Genomic DNA, 25,033 nt, shown 5'->3' with positions numbered 1-25,033 from the left:
TTCCCGCGCCACGATGGGCGCATGCCGAAGACCTCCGCGCGACTGCTCTCCCTCCTCTCGCTGCTCCAGGCCCGCCGGGACTGGCCCGGAGCCCTGCTGGCCGAGCGGCTGGAGATCAGCCCGCGCACCGTGCGCCGTGACGTGGACCGGCTGCGGGAGCTGGGCTACCCCGTGGTGGCCACGAAGGGGCCCGACGGCGGCTACCGGCTCGACGCGGGCAAGGACCTGCCCCCGCTGCTGTTCGACGACGAGCAGGCCGTCGCCCTGGCGGTGGCCCTCCGGATCGCCGCCGCCACCACCGGCGCCGGCATCGAGGAGGCCGCGGTGCGGGCCCTGCACACCGTCCGGCAGGTCATGCCGGCCCGGCTGCGCCACCGCGTCGACGCCCTCCCCGTCACCGCCGTGGCGCGCCCCGCCGACCGGCCGGACCCGCAGGTCGACACCGGCGTCCTCGTAGCGCTCGGGGCCGCCGTCCACGCCCACGAGGAGCTGCGCTTCGACCACGTCCCCGGCGCGCCGAACCGGCCGGGAGGGGACGCCGCCGGGGCTACGCGGCGCCGCGTGCAGCCCCACCACCTCGTCACCTGGGACGGCCGCTGGTACCTGGTCGGCTGGGACCTCGACCGTGAGGACTGGCGCGTCTTCCGGGCCGACCGGATCACCCCGCGCACCCCCACCGGACCCCGCTTCGTCCCGCGTGAACCGCCCGGCGGGGTCGCCGCCTTCGTGGCCGGGAGGTTCCGGGGCTCCGAGAGTTCGGGAGGGTGGCCGTGCCGCGGTGAGGTGATCCTGGGCCTGCCCGCCGCCGCCGTGTCCCGCCACCTCCGGGACGGGATCGTCGAGGAACTCGGCCCCGACCGCTGCCGGCTCGTCCTGGGCTCGTGGTCGTGGGCGGCCCTGGCCGCCTCCGTCGGCAGGTTCGACGCCGACTTCGAGGTCGTCGGCCCGCCCGAACTGGCGGACGCCGTCACGCGGTTGAGTCGCCGCTGCGCCGGTGCGGTGAGCGCTGCTCCGCGTCCGCGGTGAGCACGTCTCCACGTCCGCGGTGAGCGGCGGGCCCCGTGGACGAACCGCTCCCGGCGGAAGGGCGGGCGCGTTCCCGGCGGATCACCGCCGGCCACCGCCGAGGGGCACGCACGGCAAAAAGGTCCGGGCCGGCGGTGGTGCTCGCCGGCCCGGACCTCGGACAGGGCTCAGACCAGGTCGAACCGGTCCAGGTTCATCACCTTGTCCCACGCCGCGACGAAGTCCTTCACGAACTTCTCCTTGGCGTCGTCACTCGCGTAGACCTCGGCCAAGGCGCGCAGTTCGGAGTTCGAACCGAACACCAGGTCGGCACGGCTGCCGGCCCACTTCAGCTCACCCGTGGCGGCGTCGCGGCCCTCGAAGGTGCTCTGGTCCTCGGAGGTCGCCTTCCACGTCGTCCCCAGGTCGAGCAGGTTGACGAAGAAGTCGTTCGTCAGCGAGCCCGGGGTGGTGGTGAGGACGCCGAGCTGCGACTGCCCGTGGTTGGCACCGAGGACGCGGAGGCCGCCGACCAGGACCGTCAGCTCGGGGGCGCTCAGGGTCAGCAGGTTGGCGCGGTCGAGGAGCAGGTACTCGGCCGGCAGGCGGTTGCCCTTGCCCAGGTAGTTGCGGAAACCGTCGGCGGTCGGCTCGAGCGCGGCGAACGACTCCACGTCGGTCTGCTCCTGCGACGCGTCCACGCGGCCCGGGGTGAACGGGACCTGGACCTCGAAGCCGGCCTCCTTGGCGGCGCGCTCCACGGCGGCGGCACCGGCGAGCACGATCAGGTCGGCGAGGGAGATCCGCTTGCCGCCCGACTGCGCGGCGTCGAAGGACTCCTTGATGCCCTCCAGGGTGCGCAGCACGGCCGCCAGCTGGTCGGGGTCGTTGACCTCCCAGCCGCTCTGCGGCTGGAGGCGGACGCGTGCGCCGTTGGCACCGCCGCGCTTGTCGCTGCCGCGGAAGGAGGAGGCCGAGGCCCAGGCGGTGGACACGAGCTGGGACACCGTCAGGCCCGAGGCGAGGACCTGCTCCTTGAGGGAGGCGACGTCCTCGGCGTCGACGAGTTCGTGCGTGAGGGCGGGCAGCGGGTCCTGCCACGGCAGCACCTCGTCCGGGACCTCGGGGCCGAGGTAGCGGACGACCGGGCCCATGTCACGGTGCGTCAGCTTGAACCAGGCACGGGCGAAGGCGTCCGCGAACTGGTCGGGGTTCTCCAGGAAGCGGCGCGAGATCTGCTCGTAGGCCGGGTCGAAGCGGAGCGCGAGGTCGGTCGTCAGCATCGTCGGGGCGAGCCGCTTCGACGCGTCGTGGGCGTGCGGGATGGTGCCCGCGCCCGCTCCGTCCTTGGCCACCCACTGGTGCGCGCCGGCCGGGCTCTTCGTCAGCTCCCACTCGTACCCGAAGAGGTTCTCGAAGAAGCCGTTGCCCCACTGCGTGGGCGTGCTGGTCCAGGTGACCTCGAGGCCGCTGGTGATGGTGTCGGCGCCCTTGCCGGTGCCGAAGGTGTTCCTCCAGCCGAGGCCCTGCTCCTCCATGGAGGCGGCCTCCGGGTCGGCGCCGACGTGGTCCGCGGGACCCGCGCCGTGCGTCTTGCCGAAGGTGTGGCCGCCCGCGATCAGGGCGACGGTCTCCTCGTCGTTCATCGCCATCCGGCGGAAGGTCTCGCGGATGTCGCGGGCCGCGGCGAGCGGGTCCGGATTGCCGTTGGGGCCCTCGGGGTTGACGTAGATGAGGCCCATCTGGACCGCGCCGAGGGGGTTCTCCAGCTCGCGGTCGCCGGTGTAGCGCTCGTCGCCGAGCCAGGTGGTCTCGGGGCCCCAGTAAACGTCCTCGTCGGGCTCCCAGACGTCCGCGCGGCCGCCGGCGAAGCCGAAGGTCTCGAAGCCCATCGACTCCAGGGCGACGTTGCCGGTGAGGATCATCAGGTCGGCCCACGAGAGGCTCTGGCCGTACTTCTTCTTGACCGGCCACAGCAGGCGGCGGGCCTTGTCCAGGTTGCCGTTGTCCGGCCAGCTGTTGAGGGGCGCGAAGCGCTGCTGGCCGGCTCCGGCGCCGCCGCGGCCGTCACTGATGCGGTAGGTGCCGGCGCTGTGCCACGCCATCCGGACCATGAAGGGGCCGTAGTGGCCGAAGTCCGCGGGCCACCAGTCCTGGGAGGTCGTCAGGACCTCGGCGATGTCCTGCTTGACCGCCTGCAGGTCAAGGGACTTGAACGCCTCGGCGTAGTCGAAGTCCTCGCCGAGGGGGTTCGCCACCGCGGGGTTCTTGGCGAGGATCTTCAGGTTGAGCCGCTCCGGCCACCACTGACGGTTTCCGCCGCCCTGCGTCGGGTGCGGCGCGCGCCCGTGCGCGACCGGGCAGCCACCGCCGTCCTCTGTTTTCGCGTCTGTGACGATTGCATCATGGTTCTCAGACATGGGAATCCTTCCGGACCAGGCGGATCACGGTGCTCAAAGACTGCGGGCGGTGGAACAGTTGAGGCGCGGGCCCCGGGAGGAGATCCCGGCCCCGATGGCCGGAAGGCGGTCGTCGGCGGTCGCGGCCGGGCGGGGGCCACGAACGCCGCGCGGCTCACCTCGGCACCGAGGCGGTCACCGTCCCCGACGGTCCGGAGCGGTGGGACGCGGACGGCCGCCGGCCGCCGTGCGGTGCCGCGGGGCTTCCCGGCGGTGATCCCGTCACGTCTCAGTCTCCTGCCGTACTGGGTCGTCCTGTCCCTTGGCTATTGCCGGAACCGATCCTACGATGGACAGAGTCCAAGTCAATAAGCATGCCAAATCCACAGGGGATCGAATCCGGACGTCCACGCCGAACGTGAACATCCCACCGAGCCTGAATAGGTGAACCGACATGAGTGACCTGCTGGAGCGACTGCGCGGGCGTGGCTGGCGGATGACGTCCCAGCGGCGCGTCGTCGCGGAGGTCCTCGACGGCGACCACGTCCATCTCACGGCCGACGAGGTGCACGCCCGCGCGGCCGAGCGGCTGCCCGAGATATCCCGGGCCACCGTCTACAACGCCCTGGGGGAGCTGGTGTCCCTCGGCGAGGTCATCGAGGTCTCCACCGACGGCCGCGCCAAGCGCTACGACCCCAACGCCCACCACCCGCACCAGCATCTGGTCTGCTCGGGCTGCGGCACCATCCGCGACGTCCACCCGACCGGCAGCCCGTTGGCGGACCTGCCTGCGGAGGAGCGGTTCGGCTTCACGGTGTCCGAGGCGGAGGTCACCTACCGCGGGCTGTGCCCCTCCTGCGCCTGAGGGCGCGAGGAGAGACAACCGGCGTCTTCCCGTCGGCGGGGGCGGGCTCCGGTCCCGGCCCGCTCAGCCGCCGTCACCGCCCGTGTGCCCGACGGCGAGGGGCTCGAAGGCGACGCGTGTCGTCGAGCCGTCGTCCGCCCAGCGCACCTCGACTCCGTGCCCGTCCGCCGACACCCCGGTGACCGCCCCGGCGAGAGGCACCGGTTCCGGCTCCTCGGTGAGCGTGGCCAGGCTCGCGTACACCGCGGTGCCCTCGGCCTCACCCGTGAGCCGCGGGACCCGGGCCCAGGAGGTGAACGCCGTGCCCTGGGGCGCCCGCGCCTCGTCCGCCTCGCTCCAGCCGTGCAGCGGATGCAGCGCGGAGTGCGGGCTCCCGTCGGGGCCGGTCGCCCAGCCCGTCTGCTCGACGAGCGCCCCGGGCGGGGCGCCCACGACCCGGTGCACCCGCAGTTCGAGCCGGCCGCGTACCACGGTGACGCTCTCCACCCGCAGCCCCGGCACGGTCGGCGGACCGCCCGCGAACACCGGCCGGTGCCAGGACGCCGCCCACCCCCAGCCGTCCCCGCCGCCCGCCCCGAGCGGATGTATCCGGCGCCGCACGCTGCGCGCCCCGCCGACGACCAGCCCCAGGTGGTTGTCCGCGACGTTCCCGGCGGCCGTGGGGCCGGTACGGGTGCTGTAGGCCTGACGGCCGTAGAGCGGGTCGTCCTCGGCCGCCGACTCACCCTCGTGCGGGCGGACGTGGTCGCTGCCGTGGTTGTGCAGCCGGACGATGCCGTCGGAGCCCGTGCTCTGCACCAGGAACCCCGGCGCCGGCAGTGCCAGGACCCGGTCGGGTCCCTCGCTGGGCGCCGGCTCCTCACGGGCCGTCCACAGCGGGTGCCCGTCGGGCGCGAGCAGACCGACGAAGGCCTTCGACGCCCAGTACGGCGAGGCCGGACCCGAGTAGCGCTGCAGGGTCGCCGCGTGCGGGCCGTGCCAGCCGAGGCCGAGCAGGCCGTTCCCGTCGACGGCGCCCCGGTCCAGGAAGTGGCGCAGCGCGCCGCTCATCAGCCTGCGCGAGGTGCCCGGGGACAGCGGCGTGTCGCCGGTGACGGCGCCGAGCGCCACCGCCGAGGCGGCGGCGAACCGGTAGGTGAGCGACCGGCCGAAATGCACCGGCGCCCCGTCGGCCCCGAACATCAGGGAGTAGCTCTCCAGATGCTCACGCAGCCGGGCACCGTACGGGGCCGTCCCCTCCGTGCCGGCGAGATGCGCGTCGAGCACCGGATACAGGTGCAGGGCCCACCCGTTGTAGTGGTCGAAGGCGCGCCCGTCGCCGTCCGCGTACCAGCCCTGGCCCCGGTACCAGCCCTCCAGCAGCCCGAGCGCCCGCTCCCTCGCGCGGGCCGTCCGCGCGTCGCCGCGGCCGACCGACTCCAGGAACCCGGCGACGGTGTACGGGAAGAGGTACCAGTTGTTCGGTGCCGGTACGTGCTCCAGGGCGCCGCTCAGCCATCGCGCCGCCCGGTCCCGCACGTCGCCGTCGAGGCGGTCCCACAGCCACGGGCGGGTCAGGCGCAGGCCGAGCGCCACCGACGCGGACTCCACCATCGGCTGGCCCTGCACATGGTGGTCCAGGATCAGCGGCCAGGACTCGGCGTCGTCGCGGCCGGGCGTGCGGGTGCCGGCGGCCAGCCCGTCGGCGTAGCGGTCGAGCCAGCCGTGCGGGTCCTTGCCGTCGGCGCCCGCGGTCCGGAAGGCGGCGGCGAGGAACGTACGGGCGTACCCCTCCAGCCCGTCGGAGCGGACGCCTGAGACCGACGGGGGTCCCGGCAGGTCGAGCAGGGCTCCGTGCGGCGTCGCCCAGCGCCAGGCGGCGCGCAGCAGGAGGTCGGCGGCCGTCTCCCAGTGGGCGCGGGTGTAGCCGGTGAAGGGGCTCGATTCGCGGTCGTCGGCGGGAAGTCCGGGCATGGTCATGCGAGGTAGGCCAGCCTTTCGTGTCGTACGGGATGGGCGAAGCCGTCGCCCGCGGCCCAGCGCGCGACCTCGCCGACGGCGAGCTCGGCCAGGCGCGCCCACTCGTTGCCCTGGGAGCCCGCGAGGTGAGGGGTGATCAGGGCGCCGTCGCAGTCCCACAAGGGGTGGTCGGGCGGCAGCACTTCGGGGTCGGTGACGTCCAGGACCGCCCGGATCCGGCCCGCGGTGACGGCCTCGGTGAGCGCCTCCTGGTCGACCACCGCGCCGCGGGCGGTGTTGACGAGTACGGCGTCCTGCCGCATCGCCGCGATGAGTTGACGGCCGACGAGTCCGCGGGTCGCGGGCAGCAGCGGGGTGTGGACGCTGACGACGTCGCTCCGGGCGAACAGCTCGTCGAGTTCCACGGCCCGCACACCCAGCGCGGCGGCCTCCTCGGCTGTGACGTACGGGTCGTGCAGCAGGACCCGCAGATCGTAGGGACGCAGCAGCTCGATCACCCGCCGTCCGACCAGGGAGGCGGACAGGATTCCCACCGTGCGGCGGAAGTTGCCGACGTCGCGCGGGGTGCCGAGCCAGTCGTCGCGGCGACGCGCCACGCGGTGGTCGCGGGCGCGTTCGAGGACGCGCTTGCCACTGAGCAGGATCATGGCGACCGTGTACTCGGCCACGGGCAGGGCGTTGGCCGCGGCGGCGGAGGACACGTCGAGGCCCCTGTCCCAGCACGCCGTGGTGACGTGGTGGCGCACCGACCCGGCGGAGTGGACCACGGCCCGCAGCCGGGGGGCGGCCTCCAGCACGGACGCGTCCAGCACGGGACAGCCCCAGCCGGTGACGAGCACCTCCACGTCGCGCAGGACGGCGCGGGCCCGTTCGGTGCCGAGGTCGTGTAGGGCGGGCGGCGGCACGAGGTCGCAGACCCGGCCCAGCGCCTCCACGGCGTCCGGGGTGAACACGGCCGCCGCGGCGTCCGGCCCCATGGCGAGAGCGGTGCGCGGGAGGGTGCGGCCGCCTGACGAGGTGTGCATGGTGCTCCTGGTGTACGTGCGGGTCCTGCCGGGGTGCGTGGGCCAACGCCGGTTCGGTGCGCGAACGCGCGTGCCGCACCGGCCCGTCGGGCTATTTCACCGCGCCGGCCGTGAGCCCCGAGCGCCAGAACCGCTGGAGCAGCACGAAGGCGGCGATCAGCGGCAGGACGGCCAGCAGGGAGCCCATGATCACGACGGGGTAGTACTCGGGCGAGACGGACGCCGAGCTGTTCCAGGTGTAGAGGCCGAGGCTCACCGGATAGAGGTCCTGGTCGGACAGCATCACCATCGGCAGGAAGAAGTTGTTCCATATCGCCGTGAGCTGGAAGAGGAAGACGGTGACCAGGCCGGGGCCGAGCATACGCAGCGACACCCGTACGTAGGCGGTGAGTTCGCCCGCGCCGTCCACGCGGGCCGCCTCCAGGACCTCGTCCGGGACGTAGCCCTGGCTGAAGATCCGCCCCAGATACACTCCGAAGGGGTTGAACAGCGCGGGGACGAACACGGCCCAGAAGCTGTTGACCAGTCCGGCACCGGACGCCATCAGGTACAGCGGCAGAGCGAGCACGGTCTGCGGCACCATCACGGCGGCGAGGACCAGGCCGAACAGCTTCTCCTTGTGCCGGAAGCGGTACTTGTCGAACGCGTAGCCGCAGGCGACGCTCACCAGCGCGCTGACCGCGGCGCCCAGCACCGCGTACAGCAGGCTGTTGGCGTACCAGCGGCCGTACAGGCCGCCGTCCATGGCGAAGAGGTCGCGCAGGTTCCGCGCGAAGGAGAAGCCGCCCGGTGACAGCACGTCGCTGCCGAACAGCGCGTCCCGGTTCTTCGACGCGGCCAGCACCAGCCACAGCACCGGCAGCAGGGTGTACAACACCCCCATGCCGACGACGGTGTTGACGGCGGCGCGGCCCAGCAGCCGGGGGCGCAGCGCGGTGGGGGAGCCGGTGCTCATCGGGCGGCCTCCTGTCGGGCACCCGCGCGGTTCGTCCAGCGGGTCACGCCGTACGAGAGGGCGATGGTGAGGATGAGCAGAATCACCGAAGCGGCCGCGGCGAGGCCGTAGTTGTTGCGGGTGAACGCCGCGTCGTAGATGTACATGCTGGGCGAGAAGCGGGAGTTGATCATCGGTGTGGACTGGCTGAGCAGCATCGGCTCGGTGAACAGCTGCAGCGCCCAGATGAGGGTGAACATGGCGACCATGACGACGGAGGAGCGCACCAGCGGCGCCTTGACGCCCAGCGCCGTACGGACCGGTCCCGCGCCGTCGACGACCGCGGCCTCCAGCACCTCGCGGGGGACGGCCTGCAACGCCGCGTAGAAGATCACCATGTTGTAGCCGAGATTGCTCCACAGGGCGATGTTCACGATGGCCGGCAGCACGGTGTGCACCCCGAGGAAGTCGACGGTGATGTCGGCCCGGCCCAGCAGTTCGACGACCGGGCTGATCCCCGGCGTGTACAGGTACAGCCAGATCAGGGCGGCGATGATGCCGGGCACCGCGTGCGGCAGGAACAGGCCGAGCTGTGCCCAGGACCGCAGGCGCACGACCCCGGAGTCGAGCAGCAGCGCGAGGGCGAGGGCGCCGGCCACCATGAGCGGGATGTAGACGAGGCAGTACAGCACCACGATCCCGAGGCCGCCGAGGAACGTGGGGTCGGAGAGCACGGCGGCGTAGCTGCGCAGACCGACGAAGACCCGGCGCTCGGGGCCGAATCCGAGCCCTGGCTGGTCGTCGCTGAAGAAGCTCAGCCACACGGCGGTCGCCACCGGAACCAGGAACACCGTGGTGAGGAGGAGGAAGAAGGGCGCCATCAGGACGCCGCAGGCGAAGCGTTCACGACGGCGTGCCGAGGCCCGCCCGGCGGAGCCGGCCGTGGCGCCGGCCGGGCGGGCCGTCGCGCGGACCGGGGGTGCGGTGGTGGTCAAGGTGGTCACCTGCCTTGATCGGTGAGGTGGGGTCCGCGTCGGTCAGTCGCTGTGCTCGGTGGTCGCCAGTCCCAGCGCCTTCAGGTCCGGCATCGTCCCCTCCTGCGCGGCCCTGACCGCGTCCACCAGGGACATCCGGCCGGCGCCCGCGCGGGCGAAGCCGTCCTGCATGACGCGGTTGGTCGCGGTCATCCGCGGGCCCCAGGTCCAGCCGTCGCGTATGACCGCGGCCTCCCGCTCGAAGAGGCGGTAGATGTCCTGGCCGCCGTAGTAGGAGCGGTCGAACGCCTCGCGGCCGACCTTCACCAGGGCGGGCGCGGCCGGGTACTGGCTGCTGGTGCCGCTGGACAGACGGGCGCGCAGCGCGTCGGGGTGCGAGACCTGCCACTCGATGAACTCCATCGCGGCCTCGGGGTGCGCGCTGTCCCTGGTGACCGCGAAGGTCGAGCCGCCGTGCGTGCCGACCGCGGGCCGGGCGGTGTCCCACCGGGGCATCGGCGCGATGGACCACTGTCCCTTCTGGCCGGGGCGGGCGTTCATCTGTGCCCCCGCGTCCCAGGCGCCGCTGAGCCGTACCAGGACCAGCCCGCCGCCGATCTGGGCGTCGCCGCGCCGGCTCTCCACCTCGTTGACGTGGAGGAGGTCGTCGTCGACGAGACGCTGCCAGTAGGCGGCGACCTCCCGGGTGCGGGCGTCCGTCAGCGAGACGTTCCAAGCGCCGTCGCGGGTGTCGAACCACTGCGCGCCCGCCTGCCACGCGTAGGCGGCGAACTGGGAGGCCCCGTCGGTGGGGAACAGCGCCAGTCGCCTGGTGCGGGACCTGCGCCGCACAGTGCGGGCGAGTGCCTCGAACTCGTCCCAGGTGCGCGGGACTTCGAGGCCGTAGTGCTCGAACAGGTCCCGGCGGTAGTGCATCACCATCGGCTCCACGTCGAGCGGGACCGTGAAGACCCGGTTCTCGAAGGTGGTCAGGCCCCACGCCTGCGGGAGGAGCCCTGCGCGCAGGCGGTCGCTCAGCAGCGGGGTGAGATCGCGGGCGACGCCGTCGATGGCGAACCCGGGCACCTGCGGGTACTCGATGGTCGCCACGTCCGGGGCGTTGCCCGCCCGTGCCGCGTTGCTGAGCTTGGCGTATCCGCCCTGTCCGCCCGAGGGGATCTGCTGGAAGTCGACCTGGACGCGGTCGTGCGTGCGGTTGAAGGCGTCGACCACCTCCTGACTGCCCCGCAGCGCGGACCAGAAGGTGATGCGCGTCGCCCCGCCCCGGCTCCGCGACCCCCGGCTCTCCCCGGAGGAACAGCCGGCCGCCGCGCCGGTGAGGGGGACGGCGGCGATCGAGGTGAGCAGGGACCGGCGGCTCGGTCGGCCAGGCATGGACGCCTCCTGCGGCTCAGATGCGAGACACGGGCATCCTGATCGACTGAGTGAGTGGGGGTCAAGAGACCGATCAGAAGAAACGAAGCAGTCAAACGATCGGCGCAGTGCGGGTGGATCCCCGGACCTTCAGCTCGGGCAGCAGCTCCACCCGGCGCGGCCGGCCGGGCGCCGACGCCCGCGTGCCGTCGAGCCGCTCCAGCAGCAGAGCGGCCGCCACCCGGCCCACCTCGGACTTCGGCGGCGAGACCGCGGTCAGCGGGGTGCTGCCCAGCGCCGCGACCACGTCGTCGTAGGCCACCACCGAGCAGTCCTCGGGGACGCGCACCCCGCTGTCGGCGAGCTGCTGCACCAGCATCAGCGCGTCCACGTCCCCGTGCAGCACGGCGGCCGTGGCGCCCCGCTCCCGCATCAGCGCGGCCAGCGACTCGGGGGCCGTCTCGCCGGAGTCCGCTCCCGCGTCCTTCGCGCTCAGCACGACCACGGAGTCCTCGACACCGGGCCGGTCGGCGACGATGCCGGCGAAGGCGGCCCGCAGCGCGCGTGCCGTGGGGCTGTCGTCGCGGGCGGCCAGCACGATGCGCCGGTGTCCGAGACCGGTCAGGTGCTCGACCGCCAGCCACATCCCGAACCAGTGGTCGGAGCAGACCGAGTCGACGGCGTGCAGCGGTCCGCCGGGGCGGGGCCGGCGCTCCATCAGCACCGTCGGCACCCGGATGCGGGAGAGCCAGTCGGCGTCGGCGGCCTCCGACGCGGCGGTGCGCCAGCGGGGGGCGATCAGCAGTCCCCGGGCGCCGTCCGCGAGGGCCCGTTCCACGATGGGGCGTTCCGCGCCGGGCGCCTGGGGGGCGATGTGCAGGGCGACGCGTATCCCGGCCTCCGCCAGGACCGCACGCGCGCCGTCCATGGCCTCGTACAGGTAGGTGTGCCGCTCCGGCACCACGAGCGCCACCGGCCCGCCCGGCCGGTCCGGCGGGGCGGGCGGGGGAGTGCTCGGCTCCAGCGCGTCGGTGACCGGACGGGCGACGCCGTGACCGCGGCGCAGCCGGCCCGCGCGGGCCAGCTCCTCGACGTCGCGCCGGGCGGTGACGACGGAGACCTCCAGTTCGGAGGCGAGGTCGGTCACCTTGACGGCGCCTCGGGACTCCACGACCGCGAGAATCCGCTGCCGCCTGACCTCGCCCGGTTCCCGCATGCCCGTGATCCCCTCGCGGCCCGATCGCTCGTGTTCGTTTGAGCGTTTCGAGGGCGAGCATATCGGGCCGGGCGTGTCGTGGGTCCGGTGGGGATCACCCGGTCGGAGCACCGGCCGCGGTCCCGGACGGGGGCCGCGGCCGGTGGCCGGCTCAGCTGAAGGGGTCGAGGGTGAGGTACGCCTGCTGCGGGTTGCCGTCGTGCACCAGCGACTCGTGGTTGCCGACGTCGTCGAACGCGAACGCGTACGCCTTGCCGTCGGCCATCTGCGCGTGGATCTTCCGGGCGTAGTGGTTGGTCACCGTGTCCTGGTAGAAGCTCGCCGAGCCGGTGTCGGGCTGGTTGGGGTTGACCAGCAGCGTGGAGCGGTTGAAGCCCGCGCACAGGGTGCGGGAGATGGGACCGCGCACCAGGTCGTTCGGGGCGTCCAGGAGTTTGTAGCAGCCGAAGATGCTGTCGGAGTCGGGCTTCTGGAAGCTGGTGACGATCGCGCCCGCCGCGTTGGTGAAGTTCATGACGTTCCCGGAGACGCGGCCGTAGTACTTGGTGTTCGGCTGGTCCGCGAACGGGGTCACCGTCAGAGTCGACGAACTGTACTTCTGCCAGACGCGGTTGACGTAGTCGTCCATCACATTGCCCGGCAGCGCCCCGCTCTCGATGCCGTGTCCGGGGGCGAGGGCCCGCAGGACGGTGCCGTCGGGCGCGGTCTGGATCAGGTTGGCCCAGCCGCCGGGCTGTCCCCGCAGGGCGTTGAAGAACCCGGTGTAGCCGCCCGGCTTGAGGTGGCCGGTGTTCTTCGTGGTGCCGTCGGCGAGCTGGACGCCGACGGCGTAAGGGGCGGAGAACATGTCGACCTGCGTGCTGTTGAGCCACAGTCCGCTGTCGTTGAGCGTGTACTCGGACCAGTTGAAGAGGGTGTTGCGGTTGGGGTCGCTCGGGTTCTGCACGGCCGGCTGCACGAGACCGCCGGTCGTCAGCCGGAAGTCGAGCTTCTTGCCGTAGGAGAAGTAGATCCGGCCGGAGAACTTCGGGATGCGGATCGTCTTGGACTGCCCGTTGGCCGGTCCCACGATCGACGCGTCGGGCGCGGGCGTCGGCGGGTTGCCGCCGGTCGGCCAGGCGTGGAACGTGCCGTTCTCGTCGGCCCAGCCCTGCTGACCCGTCGAGAGGAGCGTCCCGAGGTCGTAGATGTAGACGGGGCCGCTGCGACCGGAGTTGTTGGTGAACTTGAGCGGGATGGTCGCCGGGACCGCCGCCTCGGCGCGGGTCGGGGCTCCGAACGTCAGCAGTGCCGCGGCCAGGGTGGCAACGGCCGCCGTCAGTGATCGCCACTTGAGTTTTCTGGGCACGCGCGGCCTCCTCGCGAGGTGGACTCCAAGCGGACGGGAGACGTCCGGATTGTTTGAGAGCGCTCTCAAAGTCGCGCAGGGTGGCGTACATGTCAACTACTTGCGCAGGGGTCGGTGCGCAACCGCCTTTGCCGCAAGGGGTATTGACCCGGTCGCGAGGCACTGGTTGAGTGGCTCATCCACTGACCAAGTGGCTCAGCCACTCAGCCACCTCACGTGGCCTTCGGCCCGACCGCACTCCCCGCACCGCTCGGTCCGAGCGGCCCGCGCCGCCCGAGAAGGAGACCTCCGTGGAGGCACTGCCCCGCGAGACGATCGTGGACGTTTTGGAACACCGGCTGCGCGAGGACATCCTCGACGGCCGCCATCCGACCGGCGGTTACCTGCCCCCGGAGCGGCAGCTGGCCGACGGCTACGGCGTCACCCGCACCACCCTCAAGCACGCGTTCGGCCGGCTCGTCCAGGCGGGCCTGCTGGAGACCAGGCACGGGGTCGGGACCAAGGTGCGCGACTACGTACGCCTGGGCGGCGCCGATCTGCTGCCCATGCTCGTGCGCCATGACGCCCGCTGGGTGCACGAGGTGTTCGAAGTGCGGCGCAGCATCGGCGCGTTGATCGCCGAACGGGCCGCGAGGAAGGCGACCCGATCCCAACGCGAGGAACTGCGCGCCCACTTGGCCGCCGTACGGGAGGCGGCGGGCGGCGACGCCGTGCAGCTGGCGGACGTCGAGGTGCACCGAGCGCTCGCGCGCGCCACCGGCAACCGGGTCTACGCCCTGCTCACCAACACGCTGTTCAACGCCTACCTGCCCGTCCGCGCCGCCCTCGCGGAACCCTTCGCCGACCCCGAGGCGGCCCACGACCGGCTGGCGCCCGTGGTGGCGGCCGTGCTCGCGGGCGACGGCCCGCGGGCGCACGCGGCCGCCGACGCCTACCTGGAGGCCACCGAGCGGATCATGCTGGAGGGACTCGCGTGAGGGGCACCGAGTTCACGGAGACGCTGCTCGGCACCGTCCGCCTCGACGACGGGAGCCGCGAGCGCCGCGTCCGCCTCGACCTGCGGGCCCGCGCCGACACGGTGACGGCTCCGCACCGGACGACCACGGCCCGCCTGACCGGGCGGGTCCGCGTCGTCGGCCTCGCGGACGACGGCCGAGCCGAAGGCGAGCTGGAGGTGTCGCCTCTCGCACGGCGGCGCATCCGCTACCGGCTGTCGTTCACGGCGGGCGGACGGCGGCTCGACCTCGACGGCTGGAAGTCGGTGACCCCGCGCCGCCCGGTGCGGTCGATGACCGTCCTGCCGTTCACGCTGTACGAGGACGGGGCGCGCGTGGGCGAGGGCGTCCTGCGCTTCCCGCTCACCACCGGACTGCTGCCCTTCCTCCTCAGTTTCCGCTTCCCGCGCGTCCCCGGCCAGGACACCGCTCAGGACCGGGCGGCCGGGGAGGCGGGCGCCGGGCACATGGCGGCCCGCTGGGACGGAACTCCCGGCCGTACCGAGGTCTGGTACACCACGCTCACCGACCCGGCGAGCGGCACCGGCCTCTGGCTGCACCACGAACTCACCGCGCCCGCCGACGGATCGGAGCCGGTGGCCCACGGCTGGGTCGCCGCCTACCCCCGGAACGGGCCGGTCGAGCACGCCCGTTTCGGGCCCGTCCCGTGGACCGCGCCGACCGACGGCTTCACGGGCGCCGGCGTCACGGCCCGCCAGGGACGACTCGACGGACAGGCCGGCGCGTTCTCCTGGCGGCTCACCGAACACCCCGACGGTCCACCCCTGTTCACCTTCCCGCGCTGGTCCTGGCGCCGCCCGCTGCTGCCCGCCGCCCAGATGCTCCCGGCCGCGCGGGCCACCTACCGGGGGGAGTTCACCCATGGCGGCACGACCCTGACCCTGGACTCGGCACCCGGCGCCTCCGCGCGGATCTACGGGCACGGCAACGCCCGGCGGTGGGCCTGGCTCCACGCGGACCTCGGCGGCGGCGACGTCCTGGAGATCGTCGCCGCCGTGTCCACCCGTCCCGGGCTGCGCGGGCTGCCGCCGCTCGTCTTCCTCCGGCTCAGGCACCGGGGCCGGACGTGGCCGAGGCGGGCGGAGCGCACGGCGGTGGGCTGGCTCGGCGCCGGACGCTTCCGGGCCCGGATCGGCCTGCCCGAGTGGAGCGTCACGGGACGTACGGCACTGCGCCGCGTCCGCGTCGACGTCGTCCAGCCGGCCGCCCGCACCCTGGACCTGGAGTACCGCGATCCGGACGGCGCTCGCGCCCGCTGCCGCAACAGCGAGTCGGCCGACGCCCACGTGGTGCTGGAACGGTGGTGGGGCCGCTGGCGCACCGAGGCGCGGTGGTCCCTGGACGGCACCGCGCACGCCGAGGTGGGGGAGCGATGACCGCCGAAGGACTCGTCGCCGCCCTGCTCGCCGACACCGGCCGGGACGACTGGGCGGGACGGGTGCCGCACCGGCTCGGCACCGTGCTCGCCTCGCTGCCCCGCCCCGCCCGGACCGGCGTCCGCACCGCCGTCGCCGCGGTGGAGACCTACGCGGTGCTCCGCACCGGCAGGCGCCTCGCCTCGCTCGGCGCCGACGAGCGGGAAGCCGTGCTGGCCTCGCTGGCCGCCCGGCCCGCGCTCGTCCCGCTCCTCGACGTCCTCAAGATGCCCGTGCTGCTCGCCGCCGGCACCGAACGGACGGCGGCGACACGGGAGGCGGCCCCGCACCTCCGAGCGGGCGCGCCGGCGGACCCGCCCCTCGACTGCACGCCCGCCGAGGAATGGCCCGCGCGCACCACCGCGGACGCGGTCGTCGTCGGGTCCGGCGCCGGCGGTGCCATGGCCGCCCGCACCCTCGCCCGCGCCGGACTGCGCGTCGTCGTCCTGGAGGAGGGCGCCCACCACTCGACGGCGTCGTTCGGACGCCGGGCGCCGCTCGACCGGTTCGCCGACCTCTACCGGGACGGCGGAGCCACCCTCGCGCTCGGCGACCCGCCGCTGCTGCTGCCGGTCGGCCGCGCCGTGGGCGGCACCACGGTGGTCAACTCCGGCACCTGCTACCGGACTCCGGACCACGTCCTGGAGCGCTGGAGCAGCCGTTACGGATTCGAGGCGGCCGAACGCTTCGGACCGCTGCTCGACGAGGTGGAGCGCACCCTGCGCGTCGCCGCCCAGCCCGTCGACGTGCTCGGCAACAACGGTCTGCTCGCGCTCGCCGGTGCCGCGAAGCTCGGCTGGCGGGCAGGACCCCTGCGCCGCAACGCCCCCGGGTGCAAGGGCTCCTGCCAGTGCGTCGTCGGCTGCCCCACCGGCGCCAAGCAGAGCGTGCAACTGTCCGTGCTGCCCGACGCCTGCGCGGCCGGAGCCCGCATCGTCACCGGCGCCCGGGCGCACCGCGTCCTGGTGCACCGCGACGGTCCCGGCACGCCACGAGCGGCCGGGGTGCGGGCCGGGCGCCGCGACGGCAGCGAGCTGGAGATCCTCGCCCCCCTCGTCGTGACGGCGGCCGGAGCGCTGCACACCCCCGGCCTGCTGCGCCGCTCCGGGCTCGGCGGGCATCCCCGGCTCGGCCGCAACCTCAGCGTCCATCCGGCCACCAGCGTGGCCGGACGCTTCGCCGAACCGGTCACCGCCTGGCGCGGCGTGCTGCAGAGCGCCGGAGTCGAGGAACTGCACGACCAGGGCATCCTCATCGAGGCGACCGCGAGCCCGCCGGGCATGGGCAGCTTCGTCCTGCCGGGCCTCGGCCGCGAACTGCGGCGCGAACTGGAGGACACGGCCCGGCTCGCCACGCTCGGCGCCATGATCGCCGACCGGCCCTCCGGCCGCGTCCAGGGGCGCGGGCGCACCCTCGTCCGCTACGACCTGGACCGCCGGGACGGCGAACGGCTGATGACGGCCGTGCGCGCCATGGGGCGACTGCTCTTCGCCGCCGGTGCCGAGGAGGTGCTCACCGGTCTGCCGCTCGCGCCCCGCGCCCGCTCGCTCGGCGAACTCGACGAGCTGCTCGCCGGTGCGGGACCGCGGAACCTGCACCTGTCCGCCTTCCACCCGACCGGCACCGTCGCGGCGGGCGCCGACCCGCGGCGCGCCCCGGCCGACCCCGAGGGCCGGCTGCGCGGGGTGCGCGGAGTCCTGGTGGCGGACGCCTCCGTGCTCCCCGGATGCCCGGAGGTCAACCCGCAGCTGAGCATCATGGCGGCCGCGCTGGCCGTCACCGGCGGCCAGGTCGCACGAGAGGGCGGGGCGGAAACCCGGCACCCGGGCACCTGAGCCGGCGTCCACCCCAATGGCCCGGCGCCGTTCGCGGCCCGCGCGGTCCGCGCCGAGCATGAGGCGTACGCGTAGGACGGGCGCCGGACCGGCGGGAAGAGGACGAACGGCCATGAGCACACGCATCCCCGATGGTGGAGACCGAGCGAGCCGGACCCACGGGACGGCGGCCCCCGACCGCTCCGGACGCGGGGGCGGACGTCCGGGCCGTACCCGTCAGGTCCTCGCGCTGGCGACGGTGCTCGTCGGCGGCGCCGCACTCGTCTCGTGCAGCACGGACAGCGGGGACGAGGGCGGCGGGGCCTCCTTCAGCGCGCGGCCCACCCGGCCGGACAAGTCCTCGTTCACGGGGACCCCGCCGTCCGCGCTGGCCTCCTCGGCGGCCTCCGCCATCGACTCCGCCCGGGCGTCCGCGTCGGCGGCGGCCTCCTCCGCCTCCGCTGCCGCCTCCTCGTTCGGGGCGTCGGTCGCCGCCGACACGGCCCGTGGCTCCGCCGCGGCGGAGGCCGAGCTCAAGAAGGTCGACGGCCGCGGCAACGCCCTGTCCGAGGTCGCGATGACGGGCATGCCGAGGGCCCAGACCGGCGGGCTGCTCGCCGTGCTGGTCACCATCACCAACAAGACCGACCAGAAGGCGTCGTACGCCGTGCAGGTCGAGTTCAGGAATTCCGACGACAAGGTCGTGGAGACCCGGTTCGTCGGAGCGGAGGACCTCGCCCCGGGCAAGCGGGCCCAGCCGATCGCCTTCAGCCGGCAGCCCGCCGAGCCGAAACTCACCCCGTACCTGGCCAAGGCCCAGCGCTACTGACCCCGACGGCCGCCGCCCCGCCGGACGGCGCTCACGTCCCGGGGGCCTCTTCCGGCTCCCGCACCAGATGCACCGCCGTGCTGGACCAGTCACCCGGCGGCAGGTCAGGACGCAGGCCGTACCCGGTGAGCACGGCGGCGTGGTGGACGGTGCCCGTACGGGTGTCGCGGTAGCGGGCCGACGGTGTCAGGCCGCGCAGCCGGACCGGCAGTTCCGGGGTGCCGTGCCGGGCCGTGCGCCGCCAGCCGAGCAGCAGCACCTCCGAGCCGTCCCCGGCGGTGTACTGCACCACCGAGGGGAGGTCCGGTGAGGGCGCCGAGAGGCGGTCCAGCCTGCCGTGCTGCACGAGATGCCGCACCCTCTTGTACTCGGCCACCAGGTCGGCCGCCTCGCGCAGTTCCTCCTCGGACCAGCGGGTGAGGTCGCCGCCGATCCCCAGCGCCCCGGCCATCGCCACGTGGAAGCGGAAACGCAGGGGCACCGTGCGGCCCGTGAGCTGGTTCGGCACGTCGGTCACCCAGGCGCCCATGGTGCGCGCCGGGTAGACCTGCCCGTAGCCGTGCTGGATCCACATCCGGTCGGCGGCGTCGGTGTTGTCGGACGCCCACGCCTGGTCCGTACGCGCGAGGATGCCCAGGTCGACGCGGCCGCCGCCGCCGCTGCACGACTCGATCCGCAGGCCCGGGTGGTCGGCCCGCAGGCGGTCGATGACGTCGTAGAGGTTGCGCACGTACTCGTGCCACAGGCGGTCGGAGCCGTCCTGCCGCCCGGGCCAGCCGGCCTCGCTGAAGGCCCGGTTCATGTCCCACTTGAGGAAGTCGATGCCGTGGTCGCCGACCAGGCGGGTCAGCCAGTCGTGGGCCCAGTCCGCGACGTCGCGGCGCGCGAAGTTGAGCACGAGCTGGTTGCGCAGCTCGGAGCGCGCGCGCTCGGGGAAGTGCAGGACCCAGTCCGGGTGGCGGCGGTACAGGTCGCTGTCCGGGTTGACCATCTCGGGTTCCACCCAGAGGCCGAACTTCATGCCGAGCCCGTGCACCGCTCGGACCAGCGGGGTGAGCCCGTCGGGGAAGCGGTCGGGTGAGGGCGTCCAGTCGCCGAGTCCGGCACGGTCGCTGCGGCGGGCCCCGAACCAGCCGTCGTCGACGACGTACAGCTCGACGCCGAGCGCCGCCGCCCTTTCGGCGAGGGCCAGTTGGCCGGCTTCGTCGACGTCGAAGCCCGTCGCCTCCCACGAGTTGTAGAGGACCGGAGCGAGCTCGTCGGGGTGCGGCAGGACATGGGCGAGGATGTACGCGTGCCAGGCCCGGCCGGCCGCGCCGAAGCCGCCGTCGGTGCAGACCGCCGCGAACACGGGAGCGGTGAACTCCTCGCCGGGGGCCAGCGGCACGCTGACGCCGTCGTGGGCGACACCGCCGGTGAACGCGGCCCGCCCGTCCGGGGTGCGCTGGGCGGTGATGCGCCAGCTCCCGCTCCAGGCGAGGGCCGCGCTCCACACCCGCCCGTGCTCCTCGGTCGCCTCGCCCGCGTCGAGCATCACCCACGGGTTCGCGTGGTGGCTGGTGATGCCGCGGCGGCTGGTCAGCACCGTCTCGCCGTAGGGGAGCGGGTCGCGGCGCACCTGGCTCTCGGCGGACCACTGGCCGGTGACGTGACTGAGGCGGTAGTCCGCGAGCGCGGGCAGGGTCCACGCGGCGGAGTCGGCGCGCAGCAGCGTGACGGGTTCCGTGCCGTCGTTGCGCACGACGGTCCAGCGTTCGATGACGTCCGTGTCCTGGTGCACGCGGTAGTGCAGGTCGACGTGCAGTGGGTGGCTGCGGTCGCGGAACGACAGCACCAGTTCGGCGTCGTCGTGGCGGTGGCCGGTCGGCAGCCACTCGAAGGCGCGGGATCCGTCGGCGAAGCGGACCTGGAGCGAGGGCGGCCCGTACCGGGTGCCGCCGTCGACGGGGAGTTCCTCGCCGACGCCGGGTGTCCCCTCGAAGCTGTTGCCCGCCGGGTCGCGGGGCGCCACGAGGTCCCCCGCCTCCGCGAGGGTCAGGCGCGGGCCCCAGGCGAGATGGCAGGGCGCCCCGGCCTCGTCGACTCTCAGCGCGTACGACGTCCGCGGCGTGGACAGCAGCCAGACCCCGGTGTCCGGGGCGAAGGAGATCATCGACAGGGTTCCTCACGTTCCGTGGCGCGACGAGACACGCGAAAGCCAACCGCGACCTTCGATCATGTGTCAACACCCTGCCGCGAGTTTCCATTTGTAGGTCACAGGCGCCGCAGAGGCGGCACTCACGATAATCCTGTTTCTTTCATTGACAGCAGAAAATAAGGGCCCTAGGTTCCGGCCATGCGCTCGACCACTCGGACCGAGGCGTTCCCGGCCCACACGCCGGCCGCCTCACAGATCTTCACCACCGTGCTGTCCCACGGTCCGCTCACCCGTTCCGACATCGCCGCCCGGACCCGCCTGTCGGCCGCCGCGGTCACCAAGGCGGTCCGGCCCCTGATCGAGGCCGGGTACCTCCGCGAGGACGTCGGCGAGGACGCACGGCAGGTGTCGCTCGGCCGCCCCGCCAACCCGGTACGGGTCGACGGGGGGAGGGCGCTGTTCATCGGCGTCAAGATGACCGGCGACGAACTCATCGCCGTGCTCACGGACCTGTGCTGCCGGATCAGGGTCGCCCGGCACGTGCCGCTCACCTCGCACGACCCGCAGGCCGTACTCGCCTCGACCGCGGCGCTGGTACAGGAGCTGCTGACCGAGGCGGACGGCTTCGGGGTCCGGGTGCAGGGGCTCGGCATCGCGGTGTCCGGAGACGTGGACCGCGCCGACGGGGTGGTGCGCTACTCGCCGTTCCTGGAGTGGCGCGACGTCCCGCTCGCCGAACTGGCGGGCATGGCGACCGGGTTGCCGGTCACCGTCGACAACGACGTCCGGGCCCTGACCGTCGCCGAGCAGTGGTTCGGCGCCGGGGTGGGCCTGTCGGACTTCGCCCTGGTGACCGTCGGCGCGGGCATCGGCTGCGGTCTCGTGGTGCACGGCCGGGTCGTCTCGGGAGCCCACGGGGTCGCCGGGGAGATCGGGCACGTCGCCATCGACCCGGCCGGCCCGCTCTGCCACTGCGGCAACCGCGGCTGTGTCGAGGCCATCGCCTCGGACTCCGCGATCGTCGTCGGGGTCAGGGAGGCGACCGGCGTGCACGTGGCCGACGCCGCCGAGGCCCTGGACCTCGCCCACGCCGGCGACCCGGGAGCCCGGGAGGTGTACGCCCGGGCCGGCGAGGCCATCGGCCGGGGCATCGCCACGGTCGCCAACCTGCTGGGCCCCGAACGCGTGATCATCTCCGGCGAGGGCCTGGCCGCCTACGACCTCTTCGCCGAGCAGATCCGCGACGCCTTCGCCGGCGCCGCCTTCGGCTCGGCCGCGCGGTGCGACGTACAGACGCGGCCCCTGCCCTTCGAGGAGTGGGCGCGCGGCGCCGCCGCCACCGCGATCCAGTCCTTCACCACCTCGCACACGAACTGAACAGACCCATGGCCGGCCGTAGTCGGGCCGCGCCCGGCGGTGCGGACACGTACCGCGGACAGACACGTCCTGACATGCACGAGGAGTAGCGATGACGCAGCAGAGCCGCATACCCCTGGCTGCGCGTGGACCCGGCCGGCGCAACGTCGTCGGCGGGCTGTTCGGGATCGGTGCCGCCGCCCTGGCGGCACCCGTCCTGACCGCGTGCGGCGGGGGAGCGGCGGCCGACCCGAAGTCGGTCACCTTCGGATCCAACGGCGCCGACGCCACCCCCAAGTCGGCCTACGCCGCACTGACCAAGGCCTTCGCCAAGGACAGCGGCCTCAAGGTGAAGACCAACACCGTCGACCACGACACGTTCCAGAAGGGCATCTCCACCTATCTGCAGGGCACCCCGGACGACGTCTTCACCTGGTTCGCCGGGTACCGCATGCAGTACTTCGCCAAGAAGAGGCTCTGCAGCCCGCTCGACGACGTGTGGGACACCATCGGCGCCGGCTTCAGCGACGCCACCAAGCAGCTCTGCCGCGGCGAGGACGGCAAGTACTACTTCGTCCCGCTCTACAACTACCCGTGGGCCGTCTTCTACCGGAAGAGCCTCTTCGAGGAGCGCGGCTACGAAATCCCGCGCAAGTGGGGCGAGTTCGTGGCCCTGGCCAAGCGCATGAAGAAGGACGGCCTCTCGCCGATCGCCTCCGGGTACGGCGGCGGCGACAGCTGGAGCGTCCTCGGCGCCTTCGACTACCTCAACCTGCGCACCAACGGCTACGACTTCCACATGTCCCTCATGCGGGGCGAGGGCGCCTGGACCGACAAGCGCACCCTCGCCACACTCGACCACTGGCGCGAACTCGCCCCCTATCACCAGCAGGGCGCCGGCGGCCGCTCCTGGCAGGACGCCGCCCAGTCGCTGCTCGACAAGAAATCCGGCATGGCCGTCATCGGTCTCTTCCTCGGCCAGCAGATCACCGACGAGAAGATCCGCGGCGACATCGACTTCTTCCCCTTCCCGGAGATCGACGCCGCCCACGGACAGGACGCCGTCGAGGCCCCCACCGACGGCTTCATGCTCAGCCGCAGGCCCAAGAACGAGGACGGCGCCAAGAAGTTCCTGAAGTTCCTCGGCCAAGCCCGCGCCGAGGAGCTCTACATGGACGTCGACCCGAGCAACCTCGCCGTCAACGAGCAGGCCGGCACCGGCTCGTACAACGCGCTGCAGAAGAAGTCCGCCGAACTCATCGCCTCCGCCAAGCACATCACCCAGTTCGCGGACCGCGACAGCGACCCCGGCTTCATCTCCACCGTCGTCCTGCCCGGACTCACCCAGTGGCTCGGCCACCCCGACGACGGCTCGGGCATGCTCAAGAAGATCGAGTCCCAGCGCTCACGCTTCTTCACCGCCTGACCGGGACCGGAAAGGCCGCACCCACCGTGTCCTCCACCCCCAGCACAACGCCCGCTCCCCGCAAGGCCCGCGCGCGCCGCCTCGGTCCCGGAGACCGCGTCTTCCTGACCGTCGTCATCGGCATCCCCCTCGCGGCCCTCCTCTTCTTCGTGTGGCTGCCCGCGCTGGCCTCCCTGGCGCTGTCCTTCACCACCTGGGACGGCATCGACCTGGCCGACATCCACTGGACCGGCCTCGGCAACTACCGCGAGATCTTCACCAACTACCCGCCGTTCTGGCCTGCCGTGCGCCACAACGTGGTCTGGCTGCTCTTCACGGCCCTGCTGCCGACCCCGTTCGGCATCTTCCTCGCCTACCAACTCGACCGGAAGATCCGCTTCACCCGCGTCTACCAGACCGCGATCTTCCTGCCCATGGTGCTCTCGCTGGCCGTCGTCGGCTTCATCTGGGAGATCATCTACAACCCCGACACCGGACTGCTCGACGGCCTCCTGAGCGCCATGGGAGCCGGCCACCACGTCGACTGGCTCGGCGACCCCGACCTGAACCTCTGGGCCGTCCTCGTCGCCTCCGGCTGGCGGCACACCGGCTACATCATGATCCTCTACCTCGCCGGACTGAAGGGCTTCGACCCGGCGCTCAAGGAGGCCGCCGCGCTCGACGGCGCCAACGGACGCCAGACCTTCCTGCGCGTGGTGTTCCCGGCCCTGAAGCCGGTCAACATCATCATCCTGGTCGTCACGGTCATGGAGTCCCTGCGGGCCTTCGACATCGTCTACGTCCTCGGCGGCGGCGTCGGCAGCAAACCCGGCCTGGAACTGCTGTCCCTGCTCATCACCGACAACATCATCGGCGAGTCCAGTCACATCGGGTACGGCTCAGCCCTCGCCGTCGTGCTGCTCCTGGTCTCCCTTGCCGCCATCGGGACGTTCCTCGTCCAGACCATCCGCAAGGAGGACCAGTGACCACCACCGTGCCGCGCCCGGCCTCCCCGCCGCGCACCCGGCCGCAGGCGGCCGGCGCCCCGTCCGGGCCGCGGCGGCAGACCGGCCGCCACCTGATGCTGACCGCCGTCGCCGTCCTGTGGCTCGTCCCGCTGCTGTGGGCCGTGCTCACCTCGCTGCGGCCGTACTCGGACACCGCCCGGCACGGCTACCTGTCCTGGCCGCACAGCCTGGGACTCGGCAACTTCGCGGACGCCTGGAACCAGTCCGGGATGCCGCACTTCTTCCTCAACTCCGTTCTCATCACCGTCCCTTCCGTCCTCGGCACCCTGCTGTTCGCGGCCGCCGTCGCCTTCTTCGTCTCCCGTTTCGACTTCCGCTGGAACATCGCCCTGCTGATGCTGTTCACCGCGGGAAACCTGCTGCCGGCGCAGGTCCTCATCACCCCCCTGTACCGGATGTACCTGCTCGTCCCGCTGCCGCAGTGGATGAGTGACTCGCTCCTGCTCTACAACTCGGCCTGGGGCATCATCGCCATCCACATCGCCTACCAGTGCGGCTTCTGCACCTTCGTGCTCAGCAACTACATGAAGACGATCCCGAAGGAGATCTCCGAGGCCGCGCTCGTGGACGGCGCCCCCGTCTGGCGGCAGTTCTTCCAGATCGTCCTGCCGCTGTGCCGGCCGGCGTTCGCGGCCCTCGCGACGCTCGAGTCGATCTGGATCTACAACGACTTCTTCTGGCCCCTCGCCCTCATCGAGACCGGCGACAAACGCCCCGTCACCTCCGCCCTGGCCAACCTCCAGGGCGCGTACTTCACCAATCCCAACCTCATCGCGGCCGGCGCACTGATGACCGCGATCCCCACGCTGCTGGTGTACTTCGCGCTCCAGCGCCAGTTCATCAGCGGACTCACCATCGGCTCGGGCAAGGGATGAGCCGCCCGACCGCAGGGGCCTGAGCCGCCCCACCGCCCCCACCGCCCCCGCCGCCCCCG

General features: G+C 72.9%; 19 protein-coding genes. 10 read left to right on the top strand and 9 right to left on the bottom strand.

Annotated features, from left to right (window positions below):
- The first annotated feature begins 21 nt into the window (after positions 1 to 21).
- A complete protein-coding gene (locus ACZ4VA_RS10850; RefSeq protein WP_356243462.1) occupies positions 22 to 1,026 on the top strand; it encodes a helix-turn-helix transcriptional regulator in 1,005 nt (334 codons plus the stop codon).
- Between the two features lie 167 nt (positions 1,027 to 1,193).
- Here ACZ4VA_RS10850 and katG read toward each other — a convergent pair whose 3' ends face one another.
- Complete coding sequence (gene katG, locus ACZ4VA_RS10845) at positions 1,194 to 3,425, bottom strand: catalase/peroxidase HPI (protein ID WP_356164134.1); 2,232 nt, start codon at positions 3,423 to 3,425, stop codon at positions 1,194 to 1,196.
- Between the two features lie 433 nt (positions 3,426 to 3,858).
- On the opposite strand from katG, the gene ACZ4VA_RS10840 reads away from it, so the two are divergent.
- The gene (locus tag ACZ4VA_RS10840; RefSeq protein WP_355795832.1) at positions 3,859 to 4,269 is read left to right on the top strand and encodes a Fur family transcriptional regulator; all 411 of its coding nucleotides are present in this window, start codon (positions 3,859 to 3,861) and stop codon (positions 4,267 to 4,269) included.
- Between the two features lie 63 nt (positions 4,270 to 4,332).
- Here the strand turns inward: ACZ4VA_RS10840 and ACZ4VA_RS10835 are convergent, their stop codons facing one another.
- The 7 genes from ACZ4VA_RS10835 to ACZ4VA_RS10805 form a co-directional block, all read right to left on the bottom strand.
- Positions 4,333 to 6,228: a DUF2264 domain-containing protein gene (locus ACZ4VA_RS10835; RefSeq protein ID WP_468080868.1), complete on the bottom strand. Its 1,896-nt coding sequence runs from the start codon at positions 6,226 to 6,228 to the stop codon at positions 4,333 to 4,335.
- Positions 6,225 to 7,253 carry a hydroxyacid dehydrogenase gene (locus ACZ4VA_RS10830; RefSeq protein WP_355792177.1) on the bottom strand — a complete coding sequence of 343 codons (1,029 nt, stop codon included), beginning with the start codon at positions 7,251 to 7,253 and terminating at the stop codon, positions 6,225 to 6,227. Before ACZ4VA_RS10830 ends, ACZ4VA_RS10835 begins: the two co-directional genes overlap by 4 nt.
- Before the next feature lie 91 nt (positions 7,254 to 7,344).
- Positions 7,345 to 8,208 (bottom strand): carbohydrate ABC transporter permease, encoded by an 864-nt coding sequence (locus ACZ4VA_RS10825; protein ID WP_355792180.1) that lies wholly within the window; start codon positions 8,206 to 8,208, stop codon positions 7,345 to 7,347.
- Entirely contained in the window at positions 8,205 to 9,191 is a 987-nt protein-coding gene (locus tag ACZ4VA_RS10820; RefSeq protein WP_388904510.1) for a carbohydrate ABC transporter permease, read from the bottom strand. The genes ACZ4VA_RS10825 and ACZ4VA_RS10820 overlap by 4 nt, the downstream gene beginning before the upstream one ends.
- A gap of 33 nt (positions 9,192 to 9,224) precedes the next feature.
- On the bottom strand, positions 9,225 to 10,556 hold the full coding sequence (locus tag ACZ4VA_RS10815; protein ID WP_468080865.1) for an ABC transporter substrate-binding protein: 1,332 nt from the start codon (positions 10,554 to 10,556) through the stop codon (positions 9,225 to 9,227).
- 91 nt (positions 10,557 to 10,647) lie between these two features.
- Entirely contained in the window at positions 10,648 to 11,751 is a 1,104-nt protein-coding gene (locus ACZ4VA_RS10810; protein ID WP_452921130.1) for a substrate-binding domain-containing protein, read from the bottom strand.
- A gap of 151 nt (positions 11,752 to 11,902) precedes the next feature.
- Positions 11,903 to 13,051: a glycoside hydrolase family 64 protein gene (locus ACZ4VA_RS10805; RefSeq protein WP_452921208.1), complete on the bottom strand. Its 1,149-nt coding sequence runs from the start codon at positions 13,049 to 13,051 to the stop codon at positions 11,903 to 11,905.
- Positions 13,052 to 13,389: 338 nt separating this feature from the next.
- Here ACZ4VA_RS10805 and ACZ4VA_RS10800 point away from each other — a divergent pair, with 338 nt between their 5' ends.
- From ACZ4VA_RS10800 to ACZ4VA_RS10785, 4 genes are all read left to right on the top strand, one after another.
- Positions 13,390 to 14,076, top strand: coding sequence for a FadR/GntR family transcriptional regulator (locus tag ACZ4VA_RS10800; protein ID WP_388904502.1), 687 nt, complete (start codon positions 13,390 to 13,392; stop codon positions 14,074 to 14,076).
- The gene (locus tag ACZ4VA_RS10795; RefSeq protein ID WP_468080862.1) at positions 14,073 to 15,491 is read left to right on the top strand and encodes a hypothetical protein; all 1,419 of its coding nucleotides are present in this window, start codon (positions 14,073 to 14,075) and stop codon (positions 15,489 to 15,491) included. The genes ACZ4VA_RS10800 and ACZ4VA_RS10795 overlap by 4 nt, the downstream gene beginning before the upstream one ends.
- Positions 15,488 to 17,365, top strand: a complete 1,878-nt coding sequence (locus tag ACZ4VA_RS10790) for a GMC family oxidoreductase (RefSeq protein WP_468080860.1) — start codon at positions 15,488 to 15,490, stop codon at positions 17,363 to 17,365. The genes ACZ4VA_RS10795 and ACZ4VA_RS10790 overlap by 4 nt, the downstream gene beginning before the upstream one ends.
- Positions 17,366 to 17,477: 112 nt before the next feature.
- Positions 17,478 to 18,173, top strand: a complete 696-nt coding sequence (locus ACZ4VA_RS10785; protein ID WP_355791504.1) for a hypothetical protein — start codon at positions 17,478 to 17,480, stop codon at positions 18,171 to 18,173.
- A 31-nt stretch (positions 18,174 to 18,204) separates the two neighbouring features.
- Here ACZ4VA_RS10785 and ACZ4VA_RS10780 read toward each other — a convergent pair whose 3' ends face one another.
- On the bottom strand, positions 18,205 to 20,325 hold the full coding sequence (locus ACZ4VA_RS10780; RefSeq protein ID WP_389389362.1) for an alpha-galactosidase: 2,121 nt from the start codon (positions 20,323 to 20,325) through the stop codon (positions 18,205 to 18,207).
- A 183-nt stretch (positions 20,326 to 20,508) separates the two neighbouring features.
- Here ACZ4VA_RS10780 and ACZ4VA_RS10775 point away from each other — a divergent pair, with 183 nt between their 5' ends.
- The 4 genes from ACZ4VA_RS10775 (at position 20,509) to ACZ4VA_RS10760 (ending at position 24,974) form a co-directional block, all read left to right on the top strand.
- A complete protein-coding gene (locus ACZ4VA_RS10775) occupies positions 20,509 to 21,687 on the top strand; it encodes an ROK family transcriptional regulator (protein ID WP_356164118.1) in 1,179 nt (392 codons plus the stop codon).
- Between the two features lie 91 nt (positions 21,688 to 21,778).
- Positions 21,779 to 23,092, top strand: coding sequence for an ABC transporter substrate-binding protein (locus ACZ4VA_RS10770; RefSeq protein ID WP_468080857.1), 1,314 nt, complete (start codon positions 21,779 to 21,781; stop codon positions 23,090 to 23,092).
- Positions 23,093 to 23,118: 26 nt separating this feature from the next.
- On the top strand, positions 23,119 to 24,057 hold the full coding sequence (locus ACZ4VA_RS10765; RefSeq protein ID WP_355795148.1) for a carbohydrate ABC transporter permease: 939 nt from the start codon (positions 23,119 to 23,121) through the stop codon (positions 24,055 to 24,057).
- Positions 24,054 to 24,974 carry a carbohydrate ABC transporter permease gene (locus tag ACZ4VA_RS10760; RefSeq protein WP_356164114.1) on the top strand — a complete coding sequence of 307 codons (921 nt, stop codon included), beginning with the start codon at positions 24,054 to 24,056 and terminating at the stop codon, positions 24,972 to 24,974. Before ACZ4VA_RS10765 ends, ACZ4VA_RS10760 begins: the two co-directional genes overlap by 4 nt.
- The last annotated feature ends 59 nt before the right edge of the window (positions 24,975 to 25,033 follow it).

The sequence above is a fragment of the Streptomyces sp. NPDC028308 genome (assembly GCF_055565855.1).
The sequence above is the reverse complement of the archived record's forward strand: the minus strand, read 5'-3'. Positions and strand labels throughout refer to the sequence as shown.

Excerpts from the sequence above, each read along its gene's own strand:
- ACZ4VA_RS10790 (WP_468080860.1), top strand. The coding sequence starts at position 15,488 with ATGACCGCCGAAGGACTCGTCGCCGCCCTGCTCGCCGACACCGGCCGG.
- ACZ4VA_RS10770 (WP_468080857.1), top strand. The coding sequence starts at position 21,779 with ATGACGCAGCAGAGCCGCATACCCCTGGCTGCGCGTGGACCCGGCCGG.
- ACZ4VA_RS10785 (WP_355791504.1), top strand. The coding sequence starts at position 17,478 with ATGAGCACACGCATCCCCGATGGTGGAGACCGAGCGAGCCGGACCCAC.
- ACZ4VA_RS10810 (WP_452921130.1), bottom strand. The coding sequence starts at position 11,751 with ATGCGGGAACCGGGCGAGGTCAGGCGGCAGCGGATTCTCGCGGTCGTG.
- ACZ4VA_RS10835 (WP_468080868.1), bottom strand. The coding sequence starts at position 6,228 with ATGACCATGCCCGGACTTCCCGCCGACGACCGCGAATCGAGCCCCTTC.
- ACZ4VA_RS10815 (WP_468080865.1), bottom strand. The coding sequence starts at position 10,556 with ATGCCTGGCCGACCGAGCCGCCGGTCCCTGCTCACCTCGATCGCCGCC.
- ACZ4VA_RS10825 (WP_355792180.1), bottom strand. The coding sequence starts at position 8,208 with ATGAGCACCGGCTCCCCCACCGCGCTGCGCCCCCGGCTGCTGGGCCGC.
- ACZ4VA_RS10850 (WP_356243462.1), top strand. The coding sequence starts at position 22 with ATGCCGAAGACCTCCGCGCGACTGCTCTCCCTCCTCTCGCTGCTCCAG.
- katG (WP_356164134.1), bottom strand. The coding sequence starts at position 3,425 with ATGTCTGAGAACCATGATGCAATCGTCACAGACGCGAAAACAGAGGAC.
- ACZ4VA_RS10830 (WP_355792177.1), bottom strand. The coding sequence starts at position 7,253 with ATGCACACCTCGTCAGGCGGCCGCACCCTCCCGCGCACCGCTCTCGCC.
- ACZ4VA_RS10780 (WP_389389362.1), bottom strand. The coding sequence starts at position 20,325 with ATGATCTCCTTCGCCCCGGACACCGGGGTCTGGCTGCTGTCCACGCCG.
- ACZ4VA_RS10775 (WP_356164118.1), top strand. The coding sequence starts at position 20,509 with ATGCGCTCGACCACTCGGACCGAGGCGTTCCCGGCCCACACGCCGGCC.
- ACZ4VA_RS10840 (WP_355795832.1), top strand. The coding sequence starts at position 3,859 with ATGAGTGACCTGCTGGAGCGACTGCGCGGGCGTGGCTGGCGGATGACG.